The 26548-nt window shown below is 58.6% G+C and carries 21 protein-coding genes; 11 read left to right on the top strand and 10 right to left on the bottom strand.

Annotated features, from left to right (window positions below; translation table 11 throughout):
- Positions 1 to 231: 231 nt before the first annotated feature.
- Positions 232 to 771, bottom strand: a complete 540-nt coding sequence (locus tag C1Y43_RS03455) for a lipoprotein (RefSeq protein ID WP_021508370.1) — start codon at positions 769 to 771, stop codon at positions 232 to 234.
- 108 nt (positions 772 to 879) lie between these two features.
- Between C1Y43_RS03455 and C1Y43_RS03450 the strand changes: the two genes are divergently transcribed.
- Both C1Y43_RS03450 and C1Y43_RS03445 read left to right on the top strand, forming a co-directional pair.
- On the top strand, positions 880 to 1200 hold the full coding sequence (locus C1Y43_RS03450; protein ID WP_058757780.1) for a heavy metal-binding domain-containing protein: 321 nt from the start codon (positions 880 to 882) through the stop codon (positions 1198 to 1200).
- Positions 1200 to 2024 (top strand): N-acetylmuramoyl-L-alanine amidase, encoded by an 825-nt coding sequence (locus C1Y43_RS03445; protein WP_104187007.1) that lies wholly within the window; start codon positions 1200 to 1202, stop codon positions 2022 to 2024. Before C1Y43_RS03450 ends, C1Y43_RS03445 begins: the two co-directional genes overlap by 1 nt.
- Before the next feature lie 15 nt (positions 2025 to 2039).
- Here the strand turns inward: C1Y43_RS03445 and ltaE are convergent, their stop codons facing one another.
- The 3 genes from ltaE to C1Y43_RS03430 all read right to left on the bottom strand — a co-directional run bounded on the left by ltaE (position 2040) and on the right by C1Y43_RS03430 (position 5841).
- Positions 2040 to 3041: a low-specificity L-threonine aldolase gene (gene ltaE, locus C1Y43_RS03440; protein ID WP_021508367.1), complete on the bottom strand. Its 1002-nt coding sequence runs from the start codon at positions 3039 to 3041 to the stop codon at positions 2040 to 2042.
- A gap of 69 nt (positions 3042 to 3110) precedes the next feature.
- Positions 3111 to 4832, bottom strand: coding sequence for a ubiquinone-dependent pyruvate dehydrogenase (poxB, locus tag C1Y43_RS03435; protein ID WP_021508366.1), 1722 nt, complete (start codon positions 4830 to 4832; stop codon positions 3111 to 3113).
- A 109-nt stretch (positions 4833 to 4941) separates the two neighbouring features.
- Positions 4942 to 5841, bottom strand: a complete 900-nt coding sequence (locus tag C1Y43_RS03430) for a lysine exporter LysO family protein (protein ID WP_021508365.1) — start codon at positions 5839 to 5841, stop codon at positions 4942 to 4944.
- Between the two features lie 134 nt (positions 5842 to 5975).
- On the opposite strand from C1Y43_RS03430, the gene C1Y43_RS03425 reads away from it, so the two are divergent.
- On the top strand, positions 5976 to 7616 hold the full coding sequence (locus C1Y43_RS03425) for an ATP-dependent endonuclease (RefSeq protein WP_104187005.1): 1641 nt from the start codon (positions 5976 to 5978) through the stop codon (positions 7614 to 7616).
- 90 nt (positions 7617 to 7706) lie between these two features.
- Here the strand turns inward: C1Y43_RS03425 and cspD are convergent, their stop codons facing one another.
- Positions 7707 to 7928, bottom strand: a complete 222-nt coding sequence (gene cspD, locus C1Y43_RS03420; protein WP_058757774.1) for a cold shock-like protein CspD — start codon at positions 7926 to 7928, stop codon at positions 7707 to 7709.
- A gap of 323 nt (positions 7929 to 8251) precedes the next feature.
- Here cspD and clpS point away from each other — a divergent pair, with 323 nt between their 5' ends.
- Together clpS and clpA are read left to right on the top strand one after the other, a co-directional pair.
- The gene (gene clpS / locus C1Y43_RS03415) at positions 8252 to 8572 is read left to right on the top strand and encodes an ATP-dependent Clp protease adapter ClpS (protein ID WP_021508363.1); all 321 of its coding nucleotides are present in this window, start codon (positions 8252 to 8254) and stop codon (positions 8570 to 8572) included.
- 55 nt (positions 8573 to 8627) lie between these two features.
- A complete protein-coding gene (gene clpA, locus C1Y43_RS03410) occupies positions 8628 to 10907 on the top strand; it encodes an ATP-dependent Clp protease ATP-binding subunit ClpA (RefSeq protein ID WP_021508362.1) in 2280 nt (759 codons plus the stop codon).
- Positions 10908 to 11000: 93 nt separating this feature from the next.
- Here clpA and infA read toward each other — a convergent pair whose 3' ends face one another.
- The 5 genes from infA to trxB all read right to left on the bottom strand — a co-directional run bounded on the left by infA (position 11001) and on the right by trxB (position 16904).
- Complete coding sequence (gene infA / locus C1Y43_RS03405; RefSeq protein WP_002211347.1) at positions 11001 to 11219, bottom strand: translation initiation factor IF-1; 219 nt, start codon at positions 11217 to 11219, stop codon at positions 11001 to 11003.
- 346 nt (positions 11220 to 11565) lie between these two features.
- Entirely contained in the window at positions 11566 to 12258 is a 693-nt protein-coding gene (gene aat / locus C1Y43_RS03400; protein WP_031279861.1) for a leucyl/phenylalanyl-tRNA--protein transferase, read from the bottom strand.
- Between the two features lie 32 nt (positions 12259 to 12290).
- On the bottom strand, positions 12291 to 14021 hold the full coding sequence (gene cydC, locus C1Y43_RS03395) for a cysteine/glutathione ABC transporter ATP-binding protein/permease CydC (protein ID WP_104187003.1): 1731 nt from the start codon (positions 14019 to 14021) through the stop codon (positions 12291 to 12293).
- Positions 14021 to 15793: a cysteine/glutathione ABC transporter permease/ATP-binding protein CydD gene (gene cydD / locus C1Y43_RS03390; protein WP_104187001.1), complete on the bottom strand. Its 1773-nt coding sequence runs from the start codon at positions 15791 to 15793 to the stop codon at positions 14021 to 14023. The genes cydC and cydD overlap by 1 nt, the downstream gene beginning before the upstream one ends.
- Positions 15794 to 15938: 145 nt before the next feature.
- Entirely contained in the window at positions 15939 to 16904 is a 966-nt protein-coding gene (trxB, locus tag C1Y43_RS03385) for a thioredoxin-disulfide reductase (RefSeq protein ID WP_058775366.1), read from the bottom strand.
- 521 nt (positions 16905 to 17425) lie between these two features.
- Here trxB and lrp point away from each other — a divergent pair.
- The 6 genes from lrp to C1Y43_RS03355 all read left to right on the top strand — a co-directional run bounded on the left by lrp (position 17426) and on the right by C1Y43_RS03355 (position 26453).
- Complete coding sequence (gene lrp / locus C1Y43_RS03380; protein WP_006118610.1) at positions 17426 to 17920, top strand: leucine-responsive transcriptional regulator Lrp; 495 nt, start codon at positions 17426 to 17428, stop codon at positions 17918 to 17920.
- A 119-nt stretch (positions 17921 to 18039) separates the two neighbouring features.
- The gene (locus tag C1Y43_RS03375; protein ID WP_104187000.1) at positions 18040 to 21459 is read left to right on the top strand and encodes a DNA translocase FtsK 4TM domain-containing protein; all 3420 of its coding nucleotides are present in this window, start codon (positions 18040 to 18042) and stop codon (positions 21457 to 21459) included.
- Between the two features lie 173 nt (positions 21460 to 21632).
- A complete protein-coding gene (lolA, locus tag C1Y43_RS03370; RefSeq protein WP_010618286.1) occupies positions 21633 to 22244 on the top strand; it encodes an outer membrane lipoprotein chaperone LolA in 612 nt (203 codons plus the stop codon).
- A 7-nt stretch (positions 22245 to 22251) separates the two neighbouring features.
- Positions 22252 to 23598, top strand: a complete 1347-nt coding sequence (locus C1Y43_RS03365) for a replication-associated recombination protein A (protein ID WP_021508355.1) — start codon at positions 22252 to 22254, stop codon at positions 23596 to 23598.
- Between the two features lie 97 nt (positions 23599 to 23695).
- A complete protein-coding gene (gene serS, locus C1Y43_RS03360) occupies positions 23696 to 24988 on the top strand; it encodes a serine--tRNA ligase (RefSeq protein ID WP_104186998.1) in 1293 nt (430 codons plus the stop codon).
- Positions 24989 to 25301: 313 nt separating this feature from the next.
- On the top strand, positions 25302 to 26453 hold the full coding sequence (locus tag C1Y43_RS03355) for an MFS transporter (RefSeq protein WP_058769542.1): 1152 nt from the start codon (positions 25302 to 25304) through the stop codon (positions 26451 to 26453).
- The last annotated feature ends 95 nt before the right edge of the window (positions 26454 to 26548 follow it).

Genomic DNA, 26548 nt, shown 5'->3' with positions numbered 1-26548 from the left:
AATGAATAGCAATTAGTGTCGCAAATCTTAACGTCACCAGAATAGTTATGCAATTGAGGTGGGTTAAAATTTATTAAAGAGCAATTAAACAGCAAAAGCGTAGCACAAAATCGGGCAGGGCAGCGGGGAAAGGGGCTGACGGGTAAGCGTCGGCTGTTGCGCGGAAGCTTAGCGGCGCCGCAATGGTGCGGCGCGCTAATGGTTGCGGCTGAGTGCGGAAAAAATGCGCGACTATTTTTTCTCTTCCAGCAGCTGGCTGAGCGAGCCGCCACCGGCGTGTGGCCAGTCGCCGACGTAGCGCACATCATCAACCACCCAGCAGGTGCCTTCGTGGATCATCAGCACTTCATCGCGCCAGCTTTTATCGCCGCGGCTCAGCGTCACGCGCAGCGGGATGTTACGCGCGTCGCGGTTAGGAATGCTGGAGGCGCTGGCCACGTCAGCGGCGGTGGGTCCCTGTGCCAGGCTGGAGAACAGATCGCCCTGCCGCCACGCTGCCGGTGGGTTGCTCTGGCTGCTGGCATGCAGCAGTTTCTGATACAGGTTGTCGCTCAGGTACGGGCGATATTTTGCCAGCGTGGTGCTGTCCGGCAATCCCTGGGTTGGCTGGCTGACACGTAAATCGTAGAACTGCTGCGCCACGCTGTCCGGACCGCCGTCAACGCAGGGTGCGGTACGCGGCCCGTTGTCCTTGATCACCGGCTCAACGGTGGTACAGGCACTCAGCAGCAATGCAGCGGGAACAAGCAGCGCAAAGGCTTTGTTTCTCATCTCGATTTCCTTATTGTTCACTGGCAAAGCGCCATTTTTAGCATAGAGTATAGCCGTGCTTTTACGCCGTACGAGCTATCGCCTCATGAATCACCACAGGAGAGAACGATGAAATTTTCGACTACGCCAACCCTGGAAGGGCACAGCATCACTGAATATTGCGGCGTTGTGACCGGCGAAGCGATTCTCGGTGCCAACATTTTCCGCGACTTCTTTGCCGGCATCCGCGATATCGTCGGCGGCCGCTCCGGTGCCTATGAGAAAGAGCTGCGCAAAGCGCGGCAGATCGCCTTTGAAGAGCTGGAAGAACAGGCGAAAGCGCTGGGCGCCAATGCAGTGGTTGGCATTGATATTGACTACGAAACCGTGGGCAAAGACAGCAGCATGCTGATGGTGAGCGTTACCGGTACTGCGGTGATCGTGCGCTAATGCGTGCGGTGTTACTGCTGGCGATGGCGCTGCTGCTCAGCGCCTGCCAGTCGACGCTGGAAGCGCGCAACGGCTATTGGGTCGATAGCGCGCACCCGGCGCAGGGGGCCAGACCGCGCATCAAAGTGGTGGTAATCCACTACACGGCGGAGGACTTTCCCTCGTCGCTGGCGACCCTGACGGACCGCAACGTCAGCGCGCACTATCTGATTCCGCAGCAGCCGCCGCAGAAAAACGGCGCCGGGGTGATCTGGCAACTGGTGCCTGAAAACCAGCTGGCGTGGCATGCCGGACCGAGCTTCTGGCGCGGTGCAACGCGCATTAATGACACCTCAATTGGCATCGAAATCGTCAATGACGGCTATCGCCGCACGCTGACCGGCCGGCAGTGGCAGCCGTTCACCGCCGCGCAAATCACGGCCCTGATCGCACTGGTGCGCGATATCAGCCAGCGTTACGGCATCAGTCCGGAAAATATTGTCGGGCACAGTGATATCGCGCCGCAGCGCAAGCAGGATCCCGGTCCGCTGTTTCCGTGGCAACAGCTGGCCCGGCAGGGGCTGGGAGCGTGGCCGGATGCCGCCACGGTACAGCGCTATCTGGCTAACCAGCCGCCGGATGCGCCGGTGGAGTGCGCAGCGCTGCTGACTGCGCTGCAGCGCTATGGTTATGACGTTGCCGCTGCGCAAACGCCGCAGATGCAGCGCAAACTGATTGCGGCGTTCCAGATGCATTTCCGCCCGCGTGATTACCGTGGCGAAGCCGATGCCGAGACGCTGGCCATCGCCCGTGCGCTGCTGGCGAAATACGGCGCGGCACAGTAGCCGCGCGTTGCGGCGTTACGGCTGGAGAAAGGCCTGCCAGCGCGCCACCAGCTGCTGTAATTGCTGGCGGCTGACATCCAGATGGGTAACGATGCGGGTCTGCGGACCTACGCTGAGCAGCACGTCGCCCGCCTGCATCCAGCGCTGTAGCGGTGCGACCTGCTCCGCCGGCACTTTCACGAACAGCATGTTAGTGTGCTGGCTCACCACTTCCACACCAATAGCGCTGAGCTGCGCACCGAGCCACGCGGCGTTGTCATGATCCTCCTGCAGACGCGCCACGTTGTGCTGCAGCGCGTAGAGACCGGCTGCCGCCAGAATGCCGGCCTGGCGCATGCCGCCGCCGGTCATTTTGCGCCAGCGCCGCGCCTGCTCAATATAAGCTTCATCACCACACAGCAGGGAGCCGACCGGCGTGCCCAGTCCTTTCGACAGGCAGATGGTCAGGCTATCGCAGTAGCGGGCGATATCGATCAGCTGCACGCCCTGCGCCACCACGGCATTAAAGATGCGCGCGCCGTCAATGTGCAGCGCCAGCTGGCGCTCGCGGGTAAATTGCCACGCCTGTTCAAGGTAGCTCAGCGGCAGTACTTTGCCGTGATGGGTATTTTCCAGGCTCAGCAGGCGGGTGCGGGCAAAATGCATGTCGTCCGGCTTAATGGCGGCCGCCACGTCGTGCAGCGGCAGCGTGCCGTCGGCAGCCGCGAGGATCGGCTGCGGCTGGATGCTGCCGAGCACCGCGGCGCCGCCAGCCTCATATTTGTAGTTGTGCGCCTGCTGGCCGACGATGTACTCATCGCCGCGCTGGCAGTGGCACAGCAGCGCCACCAGGTTGGCCTGGGTGCCGGTAGGGAAGAACAGCGCAGCCGCTTTACCGCTCAGGCGCGCCGCTTCAGCCTCCAGCGCATTGACGGTGGGATCATCGCGATAGACATCATCGCCGGTTTCGGCCGCCATCATCGCATCCAGCATCGCGGCACTCGGGCGGGTCACGGTATCACTGCGTAAATCGATCACGTTGTTCTCCTGACATAAAAAAGCGGGCTAAACGCCCGCATGATGATTAATCCGGCAAGTCTCTTCGTTTTACCGCAGCCAGTTGGTTTTCGCCAGCTCGACGATTTCATCACCGCGGCCATTCAGGATCGCGCGCAGCATGTACAGGCTGAAACCTTTAGCCTGCTCGGCTTTGATTTGCGGTGGCATCGACAACTCTTCCTTGGCGGTGATCACGTCCACCAGCACCGGACCGTCGTGGGCGAACGCCTGTTGCAGCGCGCCATCCAGCTCCGAGGCTTTCTCCACGCGAATCCCTTTGATGCCGCAGGCGGTGGCGATGGCGGCGAAGTCCGGGTTCTCCAGATCGGTGCCGTCGGTGAGATAGCCGCCGGCTTTCATCTCCATCGCCACAAAGCCCAGCACGCTGTTATTAAAGATCACCAGCTTCACCGGCAGCTTAAGCTGCGCCAGCGAGATGAAATCGCCCATCAGCATGCTGAAGCCGCCATCGCCGCACAGCGCAACCACCTGACGCTGTTTATCGATGGCCTGTGCACCCAGCGCCTGCGGCATGGCGTTGGCCATTGAACCGTGGTTAAACGAGCCGAGCAGACGGCGCTTGCCGTTCATTTTCAGATAGCGCGCCGCCCACACCGTTGGCGTGCCGACATCACAGGTAAAGATGGCATCATCGGCCGCGTAGTGGCTGATCTGCTGGGCCAGATACTGCGGGTGAATCGCCTGCTTATCGTTGGCGGTCGCCAGATCGTCCAGCCCTTTGCGCGCATCCGCGTAGTGCTCCAGTGCGCGATCGAGGTGATGACGGTCGCTGTGGCTGGTGAGCTGCGGCTGCAGCGCCTGTAGCGTGGCTTTGATGTCGCCCACCAGCGCCATATCAACGTGACTGTGCGCGCCGAGGCTGGCCGGATTGATATCAATCTGAATAATGCGCGCGTCCGCCGGGTAGAACGGGCGATAAGGGAACTGGGTGCCGAGCAGCACCAGCGTGTCGGCATTCATCATGGCGTGATAGCCGGATGAGAAGCCGATCAGCCCGGTCATGCCGACGTCGTACGGGTTATCGTACTCAAGGTGCTCTTTGCCGCGCATGGCGTGCACCACCGGTGCTTTCAGCGTTTCGGCCAGCTTTACCACTTCCGCATGGGCACCGGCGCAGCCGCTGCCGCACATCAGGGTGATATTTTTCGCTTCATTGAGCGTCTCTGCGAGGCGCGTCAGTTCACTGACCGACGGCACCACCTGCGGCAGCTGCGGCGGATACCATTCGCTGCGCGCATTCTCCGGCGCCGCCTGCAGCGCCACGTCACCCGGCAGCACAATCACCGACACGCCGCGATTGAGGATGGCTTTACGCATCGCAATGCCGAGCACCTGCGGCAGCTGTTCCGGATTGGAGACCAGCTCGCAGTAATGGCTGCACTCGCGGAATAACTCCTGCGGATGGGTTTCCTGAAAATAGCCGCTGCCGATTTCGCTGGAAGGAATGTGCGCGGCAATTGCCAGCACCGGAACATGGTTGCGATGGCAGTCAAACAGGCCGTTGATCAGATGCAGGTTGCCAGGGCCGCAGGAGCCGGCGCACACCGCCAGCTCACCGCTGATTTGTGCTTCCGCCCCGGCGGCAAAAGCGGCCACTTCTTCATGGCGCGTTGGCATCCATTCAATGGTGCCCATGCGGTTGAGGCTGTCGTTCAGTCCGTTGAGGGAGTCACCGGTTACGCCCCAAATGCGTTTTACGCCGGCGCTCTCCAGCGTTTTGGCCAGCAGGGCCGCCACAGTTTGCTTCATCGTTCGCTCCTTTCTGGTGTTGGCCATCCAGTCGGATGGCAAAAAACGTGTCAGAGAGAAAGCGTAGACGAAGCCGCAGCGCAGCGGGCGTGAAAAAATGCGCTGCGCGTCAGGCGGAAAACAGGGCGATGAGGATCGGCGCCAGCAGGTTCATGATAAAACCGTGCACGATGGCCGCAGGCACAATCTCCATTCCGCCGGCACGCTGCAGAATCGGCAGGGTGAAATCCATCGACGTGGCACCGCTTAGCCCGAGTGCCATACTGCGGTAGCGGTTGACCAGCACCGGAATCAGCAACACCGCAGCCAGCTCGCGCAGCAGATCGTTAAAGAAGGCGGCGCTGCCGATCACCGGGCCGTACGCTTCGGTCATCAGAATGCCGGACAGCGAATACCAGCCGAAGCCGCTGGCCAGCGCCAGTCCGGTTGACAGCGAAACGCCGAGCAGCCACGCCGCCAGCACGCCGCCGCCCAGCGAGCCGCACAGGGATACCAGCGCTACCGTCATGCCGCGCCGGTTCAGGGTTATCTGGCGCAGCGTCATGCCGCTGCCGCGCAGCTGCACGCCAACCAGGAACAGCAGCACCACCAGCGCAATTTCGCTCAGGGTGGAGGCATGGCGCAGCGGCGCCCATTGGGTTAATCCCAGCAGGAAACCGGCCAGCACCGCCACACACAGCTTGAGTGACTCCAGCACCATGTGCCAGCGCGACGGCAGATTCTGCTGGCGATGCTGCTGACGCCACGGCCAGCGGCGGTCCAGCAGCCACAGCGCCAGCAGCGAGCAGCTCAGGATGGCGCCCGCGGCAATCAGCGCGGTTTTAAACACGATCAGCAAGTTGGTGCCGAGATTGTCGAGAAAGGCGAGGCTGGTACCCATAAAAAACAGAATGGCGTAAATCAGCAAACTCAGCAGGCGGTTAACGCGCTGCAACAGCGCAGGCTGATGCCACGGCAGCAAATAGCCCACCATCAGCGGCACCAGAATGATAAGCAGTCCGGTATACATGAAAAATGACGTCCTTTTTTGCGAGACGCCACGCTAATGGAAAATGCCTGAAGTGTAAACCTTTTCTCCCGCTGCCGACTTGACCAACGCAGCGCGGCGGACCATGCTCTGGCAAAGCACGGAGGGACTGCGCGATGATTCTGGAACATATCGATATACACGGCTTTCGCGGCATTAACCGGTTGTCGCTGCCGCTGACCGACACCAACCTGCTGATTGGGGAAAACGCGTGGGGTAAATCCAGTTTGCTGGATGCGCTAACGCTGCTGCTGGCACCGGCCGCTGAGCCCTATAGGTTCACCGAACAGGACTTCCATTTTCCGCCCGGTGAGGTGGAAGCCCGGCGGCATAAGTTGCAGCTGGTGTTTCGCTTTCGCGCGCAGGGCGATGAGCATGAAGTGCTGTTTGCGCCGTTCTGGCAGCAGGATGACGCGGGGCGCTACCTGCGCTTCAGTACGCTGGCGACGCGCCAGGGCAGCGAAGCCAAAACCCGCTGGCGCTTTATTGACGCGCGTGGCGAGGTGCTGCCGCTGGCGGGCACCGACGCCGCGCTGGCGCAATTGCGCGCGTACTATCCGGTGCTGCGCCTGCGTGATGCGCGCTTTGGCCGGAGGTCGCGCCATAGTGACAATGACACGCAGCGGCGCGCTGATACGCTGAGCGCGCTGGCGCAGGAGATGCATAGCCTGACGCGCGATCTGGTGGCGCGGCCGCAAACCCTGAGCGACGAGCTGTTGCGCCAGGGATTGCACACCATGCAGCAGCTGATGGCGCACTATTTTCTGGTACAGCAACCGGACACGGGCGCCGCGCGGGTTGCGCCGGAGCTGCGTGACGGCAGTCAGGGCTGGCGTTCGCTCGATCAGCTCAATCAGCTGATCGCCGGTACCGAATCGCGCAGTCGCCAGGTGATTCTGCTGCGCATGTTCTCGCTCCTGCTGCAGGCGCACGGCAACGATGCGCTGCCCGCAGGCGCGCGCCCCTTGCTGCTGGTGGAGGATCCGGAAACGCGGCTGCATCCCATCATGCTGTCGGTGGCGTGGAATCTGCTGGCGCTGATGCCGCTGCAAAAAATCGCCACTACTAACTCCGGCGAGCTGCTGTCACAGGTGGCGCTGGAGCAAATCTGCCGACTGGTGCGCGAGCCCGATCGCGTGGCGGCGTGGCGTATCGGGCCGGAAGGATTAAGTGCCGAAGAGGCGCGCCGTATCGGCTTTCACATCCGCGTTAACCGTCCGTCGGCGCTGTTTGCCCGCTGCTGGTTGCTGGTTGAGGGTGAAACCGAAGTGTGGATCATCAATGAGCTGGCGCGGCAGCGCGGCTACCATTTTGCCGCGGAAGGCGTGAAGGTGATTGAGTTTGCGCAGTCCGGGCTTAAGCCGCTGCTGAAATATGCGCGCCGCATGGGCATTGCCTGGCACGTGCTGACTGACGGCGACGAGGCCGGGAAAAAATATGCCGCCACTGCGCGCAGCCAGCTACAGCCGCATGAGCAGGAGAGCGACCATCTCACGCAGTTCCCGGCGCCCGACATCGAACACTTCCTTTATAAGCAGGGCTTTAGTGATGTCTATCACCAGATGGCGCACCTGCCGTTAAACGTGCCGATGAACGCGCGGCGTATTATTACCAAAGCCATTCATCACAGCTCGAAGCCGGAACTGGCGATTGCGGTGGCGATGGCAGCGGCCGAACGCGGGCCGCAGGCGATTCCGCCGTTGCTCGATCAGCTGTTTGGCCGCGTGATGTGGCTGGCGCGCGGTCGGGCAGAGTAAAACTGCCGCGGGACGCCAAAGAAAAATGCCAGCGTCTGTGGCTGGCATTTTTTTTCGGGAGTGGTCAGAATGAGAGCAGACGCGCGCCCGTCAGGAGAGTGACGATGCTTCACAGGGCACAATCAGACTGGCATGGTTGCCTTTCGGCCCTTCATGGACATCGAACTGAACGTGCTGGCCCGCTTTCAGCGTTCTGTATCCCTCCATCTGAATCGTGGAGTAGTGTGCGAAGATATCGTCGCCGCCGCCAATCGGACAGATAAAGCCGAAGCCTTTGGCGTTGTTGAACCATTTAACAGTACCCGTCTCCATGCTTTTACTTCCCTCGCAAGACATTTTGATAAGTAGGTGAGGTCATTGAAGCTGTGAGTCGAGTTTGTTTAAAACTCAATCAGCTTGTGTAAGTAGAATGTAGAGAAACGGACCTTATCGTCAAGCAAACGGCCCTGGCGCACGGGGAGAAATTCATCAAAATTTGAGGCAGTTAACGCTATTGCAAATTTTGTGATACAGGTCGCGCATGCGCTTTCAGGACCGATTTTTGCCACAGGAAAAGCGGCTTGACAGGCGTGTTAAACTTGAGGTGAGAGCACAGAAATGTGCGCTACCGTAACGCAGAATTTCAACGGAACATTATGGCAAACACAAACGACTGGCTTAACTTTGAACATCTGGCCGAAGACAAAGTACGCGAAGGGTTAAAGCCGCCTTCAATGTATAAAGTCATTCTGAATAATGACGATTATACACCTATGGAATTTGTTATTGACGTTCTGCAAAAGTTCTTTTCTTATGATGTTGAACGTGCAACGCAACTGATGCTGAAAGTTCACTACCATGGAAAGGCAATCTGTGGTGTATTCACTGCAGAAGTGGCGGAGACCAAAGTCGCCCAGGTGAACAATTACGCGCGGGAAAATCAACATCCGTTGCTGTGTACGCTGGAAAAAGCCTGAAGCTGTCTCCATATAGGATTCAGTCCGTCAGAGCGATAATTGGGGGAGGTGCCAAATGCTCAATCAAGAACTGGAACTCAGTTTAAACATGGCTTTCGCCAGAGCGCGCGAGCACCGTCACGAGTTTATGACCGTCGAACATCTGTTGCTGGCGCTGCTCAGCAACCCGTCGGCCAGAGAGGCACTGGAAGCCTGTACGGTGGATATTGCGGCTCTGCGTCAGGAACTCGAAGCCTTCATCGAACAAACCACGCCGGTGCTGCCTGCCAGCGAAGAGGAGCGCGACACTCAGCCGACGCTCAGCTTCCAGCGTGTGCTGCAGCGTGCGGTCTTCCATGTCCAGTCATCCGGTCGCAGTGAAGTTTCCGGTGCGAACGTGCTGGTCGCCATCTTCAGCGAGCAGGAGTCGCAAGCGGCTTACCTGCTGCGCAAACACGAAGTGAGCCGCCTTGATGTGGTGAACTTCATCTCCCATGGTACGCGTAAAGACGAACCGGGCCAGCCGCAGAACAGCGCGGAAAATCCGGTTAACGAAGAGCAAGCAGGCGGGGAGGAACGTATGGAAAACTTCACCACCAATCTTAATCAGCTTGCTCGCGTCGGCGGAATTGACCCGCTGATCGGCCGCGATAAAGAGCTGGAACGGGCCATTCAGGTGCTGTGCCGTCGTCGTAAGAATAACCCGCTGCTGGTGGGCGAATCGGGCGTCGGTAAAACTGCGATTGCGGAAGGGCTCGCCTGGCGCATTGTGCAGGGCGACGTGCCGGAAGTGATGAAAGAGTGCACCATCTACTCGCTGGATATCGGTTCGCTGCTGGCCGGTACCAAATACCGCGGTGATTTTGAAAAACGTTTTAAAGCGCTGCTGAAACAACTGGAACAGGATAACAACAGCATTCTGTTCATCGACGAGATCCACACCATTATCGGTGCCGGTGCGGCATCGGGCGGCCAGGTGGATGCGGCGAACCTGATCAAGCCGCTGCTTTCCAGCGGTAAAATCCGCGTGATGGGTTCCACGACCTATCAGGAGTTCAGCAATATCTTTGAGAAGGATCGTGCGCTGGCGCGCCGTTTCCAGAAAATTGATATCACTGAGCCATCGGTTGAAGAGACGGTACAAATTCTTAACGGGCTGAAGCCGAAGTACGAAGCGCATCACGATGTGCGCTACACCGCCAAAGCGGTACGTGCGGCGGTTGAGCTGGCGGTGAAATACATCAATGACCGTCATCTGCCGGACAAGGCGATTGACGTGATCGATGAGGCTGGCGCGCGTGCGCGTCTGGTGCCGGTCAGCAAGCGCAAGAAAACCGTCAACGTGTCGGACATCGAATCCGTGGTGGCGCGCATCGCGCGTATTCCGGAGCAGAGCGTTTCGGCCACCGATCGCGATACGCTGAAAAATCTCGGCGACCGTCTGAAAATGCTGGTGTTTGGTCAGGACAACGCGATTGAAGCGCTGACTGAAGCCATCAAGATGAGCCGCGCGGGTCTGGGGCAGGAGCGTAAGCCAGTCGGGTCGTTCCTGTTTGCGGGTCCGACCGGGGTCGGTAAAACCGAGGTCACCGTGCAGCTGGCGAAGGCGCTGGGCATTGAACTGCTGCGCTTTGATATGTCCGAGTATATGGAGCGTCACACCGTCAGTCGTTTGATTGGTGCGCCTCCGGGCTACGTCGGCTTTGATCAGGGCGGTCTGCTGACCGATGCGGTGATCAAGCATCCGCACGCGGTGGTGCTGCTGGATGAGATCGAGAAAGCCCATCCGGATGTCTTCAACCTGCTGCTGCAGGTGATGGACAACGGGATGCTGACCGATAACAACGGCCGCAAAGCGGACTTCCGCAACGTGGTGCTGGTGATGACCACCAACGCCGGGGTGCGCGAGACCGAGCGTAAATCCATCGGCCTGATTCAGCAGGACAACAGCACCGACGCGATGGAAGAGATCAAAAAGATCTTTACGCCGGAGTTCCGTAACCGTCTCGACAACATTATCTGGTTCCGTCACCTCGATACTCAGGTGATCCATCAGGTGGTGGATAAATTTATTGTTGAGCTGCAGGCACAGCTGGATGCGAAAGGTGTGTCGCTGGAAGTCAGCGATGATGCGCGCGACTGGCTGGCCGAAAAAGGTTACGACAAAGCGATGGGCGCGCGTCCGATGGCGCGTACTGTGCAGGAAAACCTGAAGAAACCGCTGGCTAACGAGCTGCTGTTTGGCTCACTGGTAGATGGCGGATCGGTATCGGTTGGACTGGATAAAGAGAAAAACCAGCTCACCTACCACTTCATGAGTGCGGAAAAACGCAAAACCGAGGGCACCGTGCATTAAGCGGGTGCGCAGATAAGAAAAAGGCCGGATTAAAATCCGGCCTTTTTTTTCGCGCTTAGTTTACATCAGCAAACGCGAGGCGAGTGCAACAACTTAGCGACTACGGAAGACAATGCGGCCTTTGCTCAGGTCGTACGGGGTCAACTCGACAGTCACTTTGTCGCCCGTCAGGATGCGGATGTAGTTTTTACGCATTTTACCGGAGATATGAGCGGTAACCACGTGCCCGTTTTCAAGCTCTACGCGGAACATGGTGTTAGGTAACGTATCCAGTACGGTACCTTGCATTTCAATATTGTCTTCTTTGGCCATCGAATCCTCTGGGTGAACTACCAAACTGTTGAACCGGCAAGATAATGCCGAATTCCATGATTTATGTAAAGAAACGTTGGCTGTTTTTGCCAACGCTTCGCCGTGCGTCGCGCCGCTGCGCGTGCATTACGGATAAATTCGGGTGTTTTTGACGTCTGCGGGGGATTAGCGGGCTAAGAATCTGCAGCAATCGGCATCGGGTGCGCAACTGAAACAGCTTCGGGAACAGGGTGAGATTCCCAGCCTGGCAATTCCGGCTCGCCACAGCGAAGCGCGGACGACATACCAAACTCGCTTATTGTATCACTTTTGTCGGGAATTGTGTGCAAAACATCTGCGGGGACAGTCAAAAAAGGGTTTGTGTTTGCCAGCAGCCGGCCTGCACCGGTTGCCACGCCAGCGTTTGCACGTATTGCAGATAATCGACGCGCGGAATTTCAACTGCGCCCAGCGAGGCGGTATGCGGATTCAGCACCTGACAATCAATCAGCCGTCCCTGATGCGCAATAAAATGCTGTGAGAAAACCCACAGCGCGGTTTTGGAGGCGTTTTCCGCCCGGCTGAACATCGACTCGCCGCAAAAAATCTGTCCGAGCGCCAGGCCATACATGCCGCCAACCAGGCGTTGATCCTGCCAGACCTCAATTGAGTGCGCATGACCCAGCTCATACAGGCGCAGCCAGGCGCGTTTCACTTCAAAGGTGATCCAGGTGCCTTCCTGACGCCCGCTGGCGCAACCTTCCACCACCTGAGCAAAGGCGTGATTCATGGTGACGCGATAGGGCGAACGGCGATGGAAGCGCGCCATGCTGCGGCTGAGATGAAACGACTCCGGCAGCAGGACCGCGCGTGGATCTGGCGACCACCATAAAATTGGATCGCCGGGCGAAAACCACGGAAAAATACCGCGCTGATAGGCATTCATCAGGCGGGCAGGGGAGAGATCGCCGCCCATGGCCAGCAGGCCGTTTGGTTCACGCAGCGCCATCTCCGGCGGCGGGAAATTGAGCGAATCCCGGGAAAGTTGTACCAGTCTCATGGCGTCGGTCACCCTCAGGCTAAACGCATAGACTATAGCGCAAAGCGCTGCTGGAAACGCCAGTAGCGTCCAGCTTTTGAGATTAATTCGTCATGGCTGCCGGATTCGATAATCTGCCCACCGTCAAGCACACAGATGCGATCCATTTTTTCCAGTCCGCTCAGGCGATGCGTCACCATGATCAGCGTTTTTCCCTGGCTAACCTGCTGTAGCAACGTGAGAATCTGCTGCTCGGTCGCGGCATCCAGACCTTCGGTCGGCTCATCCAGCAGCCACAGGTCGCCATCGTGCAGCAGCGCACGGGCAATCGCCAGCCGGCGCAGTTCACCGCCGGACAGCGGTCGGCCGCCTTCTCCCATCCACGCATTCAGCCCTTCACTTTGCTGCGCCAGATGCGCCAGCCCAACCCGCTGCAATACGTCAATCAGCTGTGCATCGCTGGCCTGTGGTGCTGCCAGCAGCAGGTTAGCGCGCAGCGTCTGGCTGAACAGATGGACGCGCTGCGTGACAACGCTGATGCGTTGACGCAGGCTGGCTTCGTCCCACGCCGCCAGATCAATCCCGTTCAGGCGAATCGTGCCGCGCTGAGCTTCCCAGCCGCGCGTGATCAGCGCCAGCAGGCTGGATTTTCCGCAGCCGGTCGGGCCCAGCAGCGCCAGATGTTCACCGGCTGCTAACGTCAGGGAGAAGTTGTGCAGCACCGCTTCTGGCCGCTGCGGATAGCTGAAATCGATCTGTTCCAGCGTCAGGCTGAGGCCGCGCGGCGTCGCAACCGGTTGTGTCGGGAAGTGAATCGCTGGCGGTTGATCGATGATCTCCTGCACGCGCTGCGCCGCGTGCGTCACCTGCGCCAGTGGCAGAAATGCGCCGGCTACCGGTGCCAGCGCTTCAAACGCGGCCAGCGCGCAAAACACAAACAGGGCAATCAGTGCACCCGGCGTGCTATTGGCGCCGACGCCGCTGGCGGCCAGCCACAGCAGCAGCGTAACGGTACTGCCGGCGATCAACGTAAGCAGGCTCTGCGCCAGTGCCTGCAGCCGGTGTTGCCGCTGCTGCGCCTGCTGCCACGCACGTTCTTCCTGATCCAGCCGCTGACGCCACAGCGCCGCCGCGCCATAAATTTGCAACTCAGCCAGACCGCTAAGCCAGCTGGTCAGTTGCAGTCGCCAGCTGGCCTGCCGACGGGCAATCTGTTCGCCGGTGTGCGCACCAAGTCGCCAGAACAGCGGCGGCATCAGTAGCAGCGTCAGCAGCATGATCGCCCCGAGCAGCAGCGCCAGTCGCATATCGAGTAGCGCCAGGCCACAGGTCACCACCACAATCACCACCGCCGCACCCAGCAGTGGAGAAATAACGCGTAAATAGAGATGGTCGAGAGTATCGACATCGCTGACAAAGCGGTTCAGCAGTTCGCCGTGACGAAAGCGCGCCAGCTGCGCCGGTGCCAGCGCCATCAGCCGGCTGAAGGTAAAGACGCGCAGATGTTGCAGCACGCGGAAAGTGGCGTCATGGCTGACCAGCCGTTCAAAATAGCGCGCGGCGGTGCGGGTGATTGCCGCGCCACGCACGCCGGCTGCGGGCAGCATGTAATTGAAGCTGTACAGGCCGGCGACGCCAGCCAGCGAGGAGGCAGCAAGAAACCAGCCGGACAGCGTCAGCAAGCCGATGCTGGCGAGCAGCGTGACAATCGCCAGCACCACGCCAAGACCTAAACGCCACGGATGGCGGCGATACAGGCGCAGGAAAGGCAGTAACGTGCGCATCAGGCAATCTCCTTCTGACGATGCTGCGCCAGCTCGCGCAGCGGGCCGGCTTCTGCGATCAGCTGTTGCCAGTGGCCCTGCTGCACCAGTTGTCCGGCCTGCATCACCCACACTTCATCCCACTGGTCGAGAGCGTGCAGCTGATGGGTAATCATTAACGTAGTTTGCTGCTGTGCGGCCTGCTGTAGTGCGCCCATCACGTGCTGCTCGCTCTGGCTGTCGAGCCCGGATCCCGGTTCGTCCAGCAGCAGCAGGCGAGCCGGTTTCAGCAGCGCCCGCGCAACGGCGATGCGCTGTGCCTGCCCAACGGACAGGCCGATGCCGCCATCGCCAACTGGCGTATCCAGCCCCTGCGGCAGACGCGATAAAAATTCGCTGACGCCAGCGCGCTGCAGCACGGCGGTCAGCGTGGCCTCGTCCACCGGCGTGTCAGTGAGCTGGAGATTGTCACGCAGCGTCGCCGCCGGCAGCTGCGGATTTTGTCCTACCCAGGCCAGCTGCTGCTGCCAGCTGCTGCGGCTGATGTCGCGCAGTTCCTGGCCGTTAATGCACAGTGAACCCTGATAGGGCAGAAAACCGAGCAGGACATTCATCAGCGCACTTTTTCCGGCCCCGCTTTGTCCGACCAGCGCCACGCGCTGACCGGGAGTAAGGCTGAAATTCAGCGGCTGTGACAGCGCCTCGCCGTTGGCGGTCATGATCACCAGATCCTGCGCCCGTAGGGAGAGTGGCGCGTCAGCATCCAGCGTCTGCGTGGCCGCCTGCGGCGCGCGCTGGGGCGTTTCGCGCAGGAAGGTATCCAGCGCGTCTGCGCCGCCCACCGCCTGCGCTTTGGCATGGTAAAAGGTGCCAAGATCGCGCAGCGGCTGGAAAAATTCGGGGGCAAGAATCAGCGCGAGGAAACCGGCGAACAGCGTCACGCCGGTGTCGTAGTGGCCAAAATTGAGTTCACCCAGGTACGAGAAGCCGAAATAGACCGCGACCACGGCAATCGCCAGCGAGGCGAAAAACTCCAGCACCGCAGAGGAGAGAAAGGCGAGGCGCAGCACTTCCATGGTGCGCTGACGAAAATCCTGCGTAGTGGCGGCAATCGCCTGCTGCTCAGCGTCCGCGCGGTGAAACAGGCGCAGCGTTTCGCGTCCGCGCAGCCGGTCATAGAAATCGCCGCTCAGACGCGCCAGCGCGAGAAAATTACGCCGATTGGCATCGGCCGCTCCCATGCCGACCAGCGCCATAAACAGCGGAATCAGCGGTGCGGTCGCCAGCAGAATCAGTCCGGCGGCCCAGTTAATCGGGAAAATGGCGATCAGGATGGCGCAGGGCACAAAAACCGCCAGCGACATCTGCGGCAGATAGCGCGCGTAATACTCCTGCATCTCTTCAATTTGTTCCAGCAGCAGCGTCGCCCAGCTCCCGGCCGGTTTGCCCTGAATCCAGGCCGGACCGAGCGCGTTCAGCCGGTCCAGCACCTGTTGCCGCAGCGCACGGCGAATCGCCACGCCGGCCCTGAAGCCGGCCATCTCACGACCGTAGTGCAGCGCGGCGCGCAGTGCGAAGCACAGCAGTAGTAACAGGAAATCACTCACCAGTTCAGCGCGGGGTTGCTGTTCCACCAGCAGTTTTTGCAGCAGGGAGGCCAGTAGCCAGGCCTGGGCGATGAGAATTAACGCCGCAGCAAAACCTGCCAGCGAGGCCAGTCGCAGGCTGCGTGCGCCATGATGACGTTGCTGGCGTAACCAGCGCAGCAGTTCGTGTTGCCGTGATTTGTTCATGCGAAGCCGTTTGATCACCGTGACGAGAGGCAAAATCCGACGCTAAATGCCGGACAGACGGGTGGCAGAACTGTAGCACGCAGGCGATAAAAAAGGCGACCAAAAGTGGCCGCCTCAGTGCAATTATGATCAGATAATTAACAACTTACTTATCGTTTTTAACCAGACCATCCAGATAACGTTCCGCATCCAGCGCGGCCATACAGCCGGTACCGGCAGAGGTAATGGCCTGACGATAGATGTGGTCCATTACGTCACCGGCAGCGAACACGCCCGGCACGCTGGTCTGCGTGGCGTTGCCCTGCAGGCCGGACTGCACTTTGATATAGCCGTTTTCCAGATCCAGCTGGCCATCGAAAATCGCCGTATTCGGGCTATGACCGATGGCGACAAACAGGCCCGCCACTTCCAGCGAGAGCGGGGCTTCACCTTTGGTTGACGAGAGTTTCAACCCGGTGACGCCCATCTGATCGCCTACCACCTCGTCCAGCGCGCGGTCAGTGTGAAGCACGATGTTGCCGTTACGCACTTTCTCCATCAGACGGTCGATCAGGATTTTCTCAGCGCGGAAGCTGTCACGACGGTGAATCAGGTGCACTTCGGAAGCGATGTTCGCCAGATAGAGGGCCTCTTCAACGGCGGTGTTACCGCCGCCGATAACCGCGACTTTTTGGTTACGATAGAAGAAACCATCACAGGTGGCGCAGGCCGAAACCCCTTTGCCTTTGAATGCCTCTTCTGACGGCAGGCCGAGGTAGCGCGCTGAAGCACCGGTGGCGATGATCAGCGCATCCGCCGTGTATTCGCCGCTGTCGCCGGTCAGGCGGAACGGACGGTTCTGTAAATCAACCGTGTGAATATGGTCAAAGATGATTTCGGTGTTGAACTTCTCAGCATGCTCCTGCATGCGTTCCATCAGCGCAGGGCCGGTCAGATCGTGCGGGTCGCCCGGCCAGTTTTCGACTTCAGTCGTGGTGGTGAGCTGGCCGCCTTTTTCCAGTCCGGTAATCAAAACCGGGTTCAGGTTAGCGCGGGCGGCATAAACCGCTGCGGTGTAACCGGCAGGGCCGGAGCCCAGAATGAGCAGCTTACTGTGTTTGGCCGTACTCATGCGTTCCTCAGTGTGTGTCTGACAACATAGTTTTCGATTGTAGGGAAATTACTGTCGCAAAAAAAGGTTTCAGCAATTTTGTTAACAATCACTGCAAGCGGCGTAGACGATGAATGGCAATTCTGCACGCGCGCTGCGCCAAAAGGGGGCATTGCTCGGCAATTTGTGGTGCAGCTGTATAAAAATTCTCATTTAAAAACAGCAACCCAGTACGCTGTCTGGCATCTTGTACTGAATTTGGATGTTTTACTTTGACAATCGCCTGCGCTTTTGCGAAAACATTGTCAGAAGCAGAGAAAATTTAGCGGTTCGAAACAGAATTTCAGCTCTGTTTTGCGCAATTTCGCCAAATAAACTCAGCCTGACATTGGTAATGACGCATGATGTGGACAGACAGCATGCGTCATACGGATGGTCGCGTTACTGCACAGGCTTAAAGACTTCACTTCAGTAAGGCCCTGAACATTGAACGTTTTCAGGGTTTGGCAGGTAAAGGGAAGGAATTAAGAGAGACAATAATAATGGTAGACAACAAGAAACGCCCCGGAAAAGATCTGGATCGGATCGACAGAAATATTCTGAATGAACTGCAGAAAGACGGTCGTATTTCCAACGTTGAGCTTTCAAAACGTGTCGGCCTCTCGCCAACACCTTGTCTTGAACGCGTACGTCGCCTGGAACGCCAGGGTTTCATTCTGGGCTACACCGCGCAGCTGAACCCGCACTATCTCGATGCTTCACTGCTGGTATTCGTTGAGATTACTCTGAATCGCGGCGCGCCGGATGTGTTTGAACAATTTAACGCCGCCGTACAAAAACTTGAGGAAACTCAAGAATGTCACCTCGTTTCCGGTGACTTTGACTACCTGTTGAAAACCCGCGTGCCGGATATGTCCGCCTACCGTAAACTGCTGGGTGAGACCTTGCTGCGCCTGCCGGGCGTCAACGACACCCGTACCTACGTGGTGATGGAAGAGGTCAAACAGAGCAATCGTCTGGTGATTAAGACCCGGTAACGCAGGGCAGGTGCAAAGCTTGCAGGATTTCGGTACACTCCTGTGAATTCATACAGGACCAGCGTCAGGCAAGCCTGGCGCTGTTGCCTTCTTAATTTACAGGCACCTGGAGAGTTCTCTTGAGCCAGGAATATACAGAAGATAAAGACGTTTCATTACAACCACTGAGCAGCGGACGTCGGCTGCTGGAAGCGTTGCTCATCCTGGTGGCCTTGTTTGCCATCTATCTGATGGTGTCGCTGGTTAGCTTTAATCCCTCCGATCCCAGCTGGTCACAAACCGCCTGGCACGAGCCGATCCACAATCTGGGCGGCAGCGTGGGCGCATGGCTGGCCGATACCCTGCTGTTTATTTTTGGTGTGATGGCCTACGCCATTCCGCCAGTGATTATTGGTCTGTGCTGGATCACTTTCCGTCAGCGCGATCGCCAGGATTACATCGACTATTTTGCGGTGGGCCTGCGGCTGATTGGCGTGCTGGCGCTGGTGGTGACCACCTGCGGACTGGCTGCGCTGAACGTGGACGATATCTGGTATTTTGCCTCTGGCGGCGTAATTGGCAGCCTGGTGAGCAATGCGATGGCGCCGTGGTTCAGCGGTGCCGGTGGCACGCTGACGCTGCTGTGCGTCTGGGCGGCGGGTATCACGCTTTATACCGGCTGGTCCTGGCTGGCGATTGCCGAGAAGATCGGCAGCGTGGTGATGGGCGTGCTGACCTTTGCCAGCAACCGCTCGCGCCATGATGAACCCTGGCAGGAAGAAGACGACTACGACGAGGCGCACCCCGACGACGCGGTTCCGCCACTGCGCGCTGCGCCGGCTCAGGACGACGAAGATGATGTGCTGCTGGCTAAGCCCCGACAGGTAGCGGAACCTGTGGCTGAAGTCGCCAGCGACGATCCCCTGCTGGCGAAAGCCAGTGCGGCTACCGCGGCTGCGCTGGCCGCCACCAGTGACGCCGCACGTCAGGTGCCGTCCGTCGCTGCACCTGAGCCATCCGCACCGGCGGTAAACGTAGCTCCACAACCTGCGCCGTCACAGCTGGCTGCAGCTGCTCCGGCATCGGCATCCGTTGCCAGCGCGCCTGCGGCGCCAGCTATTCCGCCTGCAGAACCTGCGCCAGCGGCTCCCCCGTTATATCGCTTCGAAGTGCCTGCATCACCGGCCGCCGACGCCTTCTCGCTCGCTGAAGAAGATGATGGCCCGCGCATGGGTAACTGGCAGAGTGCCGATCAGGCCGCCACACCGCTGAATACGGCAGCCGCTGCCGCACTCGGTTCAGCGACGGCCGCTGCTGCTGCCCGCTCTGCGGCTTACACGCCAGCTTTTGATGTGGTGCCGGAGCGCGATTACAACCCGCAGGTGAAACAGGGTATTGGCCCGGAACTGCCGCGTCCTAACAAAGTTAAGCTGCCAACCCGGCGTGAGCTGGCCTCGTACGGTATCAAACTGCCATCGCAACGCATGGCAGAAGAGAAGGCACGTGAAGAGGCCGACCAGCAGCAGCCGGAAATCAGCGCCAGCTGGCAAGTGCCACAGCCGCACGATGATGATAACGCTGCGCTGCAGGAAGCCCAGCTGCGCGAAGCGTTCCATTCGCAGCAGCAGCAGCGCTACGGTGACAGCTGGCAGCAGCAGCCGGCAGAGGAAGAAGATGAAGAGGCGCTGCAGCAGGCCCAGCTGGCGCAGCAGTTTGCTCAGCAGCAGCAACAGCGTTACAGCCAGCCTGAGCAGGAGCGCGCGCCGGTATTTAATCTGGATACCTCAGCCGCGTTTGATTTCTCTCCGATGAAAGATCTGGTTGATGACACGCCGAGCGAACCGCTATTTACCATAGCCGCCACGCCAGAGCCGGACGCTCCGGCCCAGTGGCAGCAGCCAGCGGCACCTGAGCCGGCGGTACCCGCATCGCTGAGTGAGGAAACCAGCCCGTGGTCAACGCCAGACGACGAGGTTTACGCCGCGCCGGCTGAAACGCCGAAGCCTGCCGCCCCTGCGCAGGACAGCCTGTTCCACCCCTTCCTGGTACGTCACGAACAGCCGCTGGAGAAACCTTCCACGCCGCTGCCGACGCTGGATCTGCTGACGTCGCCGCCGGCGGAAGAGGAGCCGGTGGATATGTTCGCACTGGAACAGACCGCGCGTCTGGTTGAAGCGCGTCTGGCGGATTACCGCGTGAAAGCCGAAGTGGTGGGCATCTCTCCGGGGCCGGTAATCACCCGCTTTGAACTGGATCTGGCACCGGGCGTCAAGGCCGCACGTATTTCTAACCTGTCGCGTGACCTGGCACGTTCGCTCTCTGCCGTTGCGGTGCGTGTGGTTGAGGTGATTCCGGGCAAGCCTTATGTCGGCCTCGAACTCCCCAATAAACATCGTCAGACCGTCTATCTGCGTGAGGTGCTGGACTGCGATAAGTTCCGCGACAACCCTTCGCCGCTGTCGGTGGTGCTGGGTAAAGATATTTCTGGTCAGCCCGTGGTGGCCGATCTGGCGAAGATGCCGCACCTGCTGGTGGCCGGTACCACCGGTTCAGGTAAGTCGGTTGGCGTCAACACCATGATCATCAGCATGCTGTATAAAGCCACGCCGGAAGAAGTGCGCTTTATCATGATCGACCCGAAAATGCTCGAGCTGTCAGTGTATGAGGGCATTCCACATCTGCTGACGGAAGTGGTCACCGACATGAAAGACGCGGCCAACGCGCTGCGCTGGAGTGTGGTCGAGATGGAGCGCCGCTATAAGCTGATGTCTGCGCTGGGCGTGCGTAATCTGGCCGGCTATAACGAGAAGATCGAGCAGGCTGCCGCAATGGGCCGGCCAATTCCGGACCCGTTCTGGAAGCCGGGCGACAGCATGGACACCACGCCGCCGGTGCTGGAAAAACTGCCGTACATTGTGGTGCTGGTTGATGAGTTCGCTGACCTGATGATGGCGGTGGGCAAGAAGGTCGAAGAGCTGATCGCGCGCCTGGCCCAGAAAGCCCGTGCGGCAGGTATTCACCTGGTGCTGGCTACCCAGCGTCCGTCGGTGGATGTGATTACCGGCCTGATTAAGGCCAACATTCCGACGCGCATCGCCTTTACCGTGTCCAGTAAAATTGACTCGCGTACCATTCTCGATCAGGGCGGTGCGGAATCCCTGCTGGGTATGGGTGACATGCTCTACATGCCACCTAACTCCTCCATGCCGGTACGTGTTCACGGCGCCTTTGTGCGTGACCAGGAAGTGCATGCGGTGGTGCAGGACTGGAAAGCGCGTGGGCGACCGCAGTACATCGACAGCATTACCGCCGGTGAAGAGAGTGAAAGCGGTGGTGGCGGCCTGGACGGCGATGAAGAGCTGGATCCGCTGTTTGACCAGGCGGTGGCGTTCGTGGTGGAGAAACGCCGCGCGTCGATCTCCGGCGTGCAGCGCCAGTTCCGTATTGGCTACAACCGCGCGGCGCGGATTATCGAACAGATGGAGGCGCAGGGCATTGTCTCGGAGCCAGGCCACAACGGTAACCGTGAAGTGCTGTCACCGCCACCTCACGAAATGTAAGACTTTTCTCCGCAGTGTTATGCCGGGCCAGTGTAAACTGGCCCGTTGTTTATCTGTGGTCCGATCCCCATATCATTGGGAGCTTTCGGCTTTTTCTCCTGTCGTACTGACGGAGCGGCGACTACGGTTAATGCAGTAAGTGTCAGGAAACCATGAATAAGGAATCGTATCAGATGAAATTTCGCGTTATTGCCTGTGGCCTGCTGGCCGGTTTTGTTGCTTCTTCTGCCCTGGCGGATGCTTCCAGCGATCTGCAGCAGCGCCTTAATAAAGTGAACAGCTTCCATGCCAGCTTCAGTCAGAAGGTGACTGACGGCAGCGGCGCAAATGTGCAGGACGGCGAAGGCGAACTGTGGGTAAAACGTCCGAGCCTGTTTAACTGGCACATGACTGCACCGGACGAAAGCGTGATTATCTCCGACGGTAAAAATCTGTGGTTCTATAATCCTTTTGTGGAACAGGCGAGCGTTAGCCTGCTGCAGAATGCCACCAGCAACACGCCGTTTATGCTGATTGCGCGTAACCAGCCCTCTGACTGGCAGCAGTACAACATTAAGCAGCAGGGTGATAATTTTGAGCTGACGCCTAAAAGCAGCGATGGCAACCTGAAACAGTTCACCATCAATGTCACTTCCGCAGGCACCATCAATCAATTCAGCGCGATCGAGCAGGATGGACAGCGCAGCAGCTATCAGCTGAAGAGCCAGAAAAACGGCGCTATCAGCCCGGATAAATTCACCTTTACGCCGCCAAAAGGCGTAACGGTGGACGATCAACGTCAGTGAGGTGAGGGTGAGTAACCTGTCGCTGGATTTTGCACCGTCAAATGAGTTCAGACCGCTGGCTGCGCGTATGCGGCCAGCGACGCTGCAGCAATATATTGGTCAGCAGCATCTGCTCGCGGCCGGTAAGCCGTTGCCGCGCGCTATTGAGGCGGGTCAGCTGCACTCCATGATCTTATGGGGACCGCCGGGTACCGGTAAAACCACGCTGGCGGAGATCATCGCGCATTACGGCAAAGCCGACGTCGAACGCATTTCAGCGGTGACTTCCGGCGTTAAAGAGATTCGCGAGGCCATTGAGCGCGCGCGGCAGAATCGCCAGGTGGGGCGTCGCACTATTCTGTTTGTTGATGAGGTGCATCGCTTCAATAAGAGCCAGCAGGATGCGTTTCTGCCACACATTGAAGATGGCACCATCACCTTCATTGGCGCAACCACGGAAAATCCCTCCTTTGAACTGAACTCGGCACTGCTGTCGCGCGCCCGCGTTTATCTGCTTAAATCGCTGACCAGCGCAGATATTGAACAGGTGCTGGATCAGGCGATGCAGGATAAAACGCGCGGCTACGGCGACAGCGATATTCTGTTACCGGACAATACCCGGCGCATGATCGCTGAACTGGTCAATGGTGATGCACGACGCGCACTGAATACGCTGGAAATGATGGCCGATATGGCTGAGCTCAATGCGCAGGGACAGCGGGAGCTAACGCCACAGCTGCTGAATGAAGTGTCGGGTGAACGCGCGGCGCGTTTCGATAACAAAGGCGACCGCTTTTACGATCTCATCTCGGCACTGCACAAATCGGTTCGTGGTTCAGCCCCGGATGCGGCGCTTTACTGGTACGCGCGCATCATCACTGCCGGTGGCGATCCGCTGTACGTGGCGCGGCGGCTGCTGGCGATTGCTTCGGAAGATGTCGGTAATGCCGATCCGCGCGCCATGCAGGTAGCAATTGCCGCATGGGATTGTTTTACCCGCGTCGGGCCTGCGGAAGGGGAACGTGCAATTGCCCAGGCAATTGTTTATCTGGCCTGCGCGCCAAAAAGCAATGCTGTTTATACCGCCTTCAAAGCGGCGATGCGTGATGCACGTGAGTTCCCGGATTACGATGTGCCGGAACATCTGCGCAATGCACCGACGAAGCTGATGAAAGAAATGGGCCTCGGCAAAGAGTACCGTTACGCGCATGACGAACCCAATGCCTATGCGGCCGGCGAGGTGTTTTTCCCGCCGGAAATGGCGCAGACGCGCTACTATCAACCCACCAATCGTGGCCTTGAAAGCAAGATCGGTGAAAAACTCGCCTGGCTTGCTGAACAGGATCAAAATAGCCCGATAAAACGCTACCGCTGATAAACGCGTTACGGTAAGGTGAGCAAGGATTTCAATGCATTCCGGTGGAATGCATCCCTCCATTCGTTCAATCAACCTTTTATTACACAGGATAAGCATGCTCGATCCCAATCTGCTGCGTAATGAGCCAGACGCAGTCGCAGAAAAACTGGCACGCCGGGGATTTAAACTGGATGTGGATACGCTGCGCTCCCTCGAAGAGCGTCGTAAGGTGTTGCAGGTAGAAACTGAAAACCTGCAGGCTGAGCGTAACTCCCGCTCCAAATCCATCGGTCAGGCCAAAGCACGTGGGGAAGATATCGAGCCGCTGCGTCAGGAAGTGAACGCGCTGGGCGAACGCCTGGATGCGGCGAAAGCAGAGCTGGATACCCTGCAGAACGAAATTCGTGACTTTGCGCTTGCGCTGCCTAACCTGCCGGCCGATGAAGTGCCGCTGGGTAAAGATGATAGCGAAAACCAGGAAGTGAGCCGCTGGGGCCAGCCGCGCCAGTTCGATTTCCCGGTGAAAGACCATGTTGAGCTGGGTGAAGCGGTTAAAGGGCTGGATTTCGCCTCGGCGGTGAAACTGACCGGTTCACGCTTTATCGTGATGCAGGGCCAGATTGCCCGTCTCCATCGTGCGCTGAGCCAGTTCATGATCGATCTGCACAGCCAGCAGCACGGTTATCTGGAAACCTACGTGCCGTATCTGGTGAACCACGAGACGCTGTACGGTACCGGTCAGTTACCAAAATTTGGTGAGGATCTGTTCCATACCAAACCGCTGGGCGAAGAAGCAGGCAGCAGCAACTATGCGCTGATCCCGACCGCCGAAGTGCCGCTGACTAACCTGGTGCGCGATGAGATCGTTGAAGAGGAATCTCTGCCGATCAAACTCACTGCCCACACGCCTTGCTTCCGTTCCGAAGCCGGTTCTTACGGACGCGATACGCGCGGTTTGATCCGTATGCACCAGTTCGACAAAGTGGAGATGGTGCAGATCGTCGCACCGGAAACCTCTATGGAAGCGCTGGAAGAGCTGGTCGGCCATGCAGAGAAAGTCCTGCAGCTGCTGAACCTGCCGTACCGTAAAGTGCTGCTGTGCACGGGTGACATGGGCTTCGGCTCAGCCAAAACCTATGACCTGGAAGTCTGGCTGCCGGCGCAGGACACCTACCGTGAAATCTCCTCCTGCTCGAATATGTGGGATTTCCAGGCGCGCCGCATGCAGGCTCGCTGCCGCAGCAAAACGGACAAAAAACCGCGTCTGGTGCACACGCTGAATGGTTCAGGCCTGGCGGTGGGTCGTACGCTGGTAGCCGTGCTGGAAAACTATCAGCAGGCGGATGGTCGCATTGCGGTGCCGGACGTGCTGCGCCCGTATATGGGCGGGCTGGAATATATCGGCTAATTTGCACTCATGCACAAACCCGGCTCAGGCCGGGTTTTTTATTTCTTAAGCGCATCAGCCATTATTTTTTAACCGGAATTAATCAGAAATAAACGTTATCGTAATGGCTGCGCGTCAAACCATCAAAAATGTATAAATTCATGTAGATAGATTCAGATATAAGACCTTTCTCAAGCCCTGTAACCCGCTGAAGATAAAAATAATAAATTGTTCAGCAGCAAAATGTGCGGCGCTGTTTTTTTGCACATTGACTTTGCCATCGTCAATGGCAAACTGCGCGCAAATCTGTTCATTTCTTTTGGTTTTATTCCCTATGTCAACCTGGTCGCGCCCCGTCCTGCTGCTGCTTTGCGGCTTAATGCTAATGACGGTGTCTATTGCTGTGCTTAATACGCTGGTGCCGCTGTGGCTCACTCACGATCAACTGCCGACCTGGCAGGTGGGCATGGCGAGCTCTGCTTATTACACCGGCAACTTACTGGGCACCTTGCTGGCGGGCTGGTTGATTAATCGCTATGGCTTTAATCGCTGCTTTTACCTTGCCAGCGTACTGTTTGCGCTGGCAACCATGGGCATGGTGCTGCTGGACGGCTTTTACAGCTGGACGCTGCTGCGCTTCACCGCGGGCGTAGGCTGTGCACTGATTTGGGTGGTGGTTGAGAGTGCACTATTGTGCAGCGGTACCGTGCGCAATCGCGGTCAGCTGCTGGCCGCTTACATGATCATCTACTATCTTGGCACCGTTGCCGGTCAGCTGCTGGTGAGCCGTGTCTCGACAGAACTGCTGCACGTCATTCCCTGGGTGAGCGCGCTGATCGTCTGTGCCGTGCTGCCCGTGGTGTTTGTGCAGGTCAACGCCGGTGCGGCTACTGAAGAAGCCTCAACCGGGCGTATCTGGAGCATGCTGCGCCGCCGCAGTTCGCGTTTGGGTATCAACGGCTGCATTATCTCCGGTATCGTGCTCGGTTCGCTCTACGGCCTGATGCCGCTTTATCTTTCGCATCAGGGCATGAGCGATGCCACCGTAGGTTACTGGATGGCGCTGCTGGTCAGTGCCGGGATTGTCGGTCAGTGGCCGGTAGGACGTCTTGCCGACCGCTTTGGTCGCCTGATGGTGCTGCGCGTGCAGGTGTTCGTGGTGATTCTGGGTGCGATTGCTATGCTGAGCGGAACGGCAATGGCACCGGCACTGTTTGTGCTGGGGCTGGCTGGCTTTACGCTTTATCCGGTGGCCATGTCCTGGGCGTGTGAAACGGTGGCGCATCATGAACTGGTGGCGATGAATCAGGCGCTGCTGTTCAGTTATACCGTTGGCAGTCTGGTCGGGCCGGGGATGACCGCGATGCTGATGCAGAACTATTCCGATCGCCTGCTGTTTGTGATGATTGCGGTGGTGGCGCTGGTCTATCTGGTGATGCTGCTGCGTAAAGCCGATCAGCATGCAACACCGGTGGCGCATGCCTGATGGCAGTGCTTAAACGGGACATTCGCAACCTGTCGCAAATGTCCCGGCGGTAACCCCTCTGTTTCTTGCCGGCGAAGCTTCAGCTGCAGGCCAAC

The organism is Pantoea sp. ICBG 828 (assembly GCF_002928355.1).
Taxonomy (GTDB): Bacteria; Pseudomonadota; Gammaproteobacteria; order Enterobacterales; family Enterobacteriaceae; genus Pantoea; species Pantoea dispersa.
Note: the sequence above shows the minus strand (reverse complement) of the source record. Positions and strands in the feature narration are given on the sequence as shown.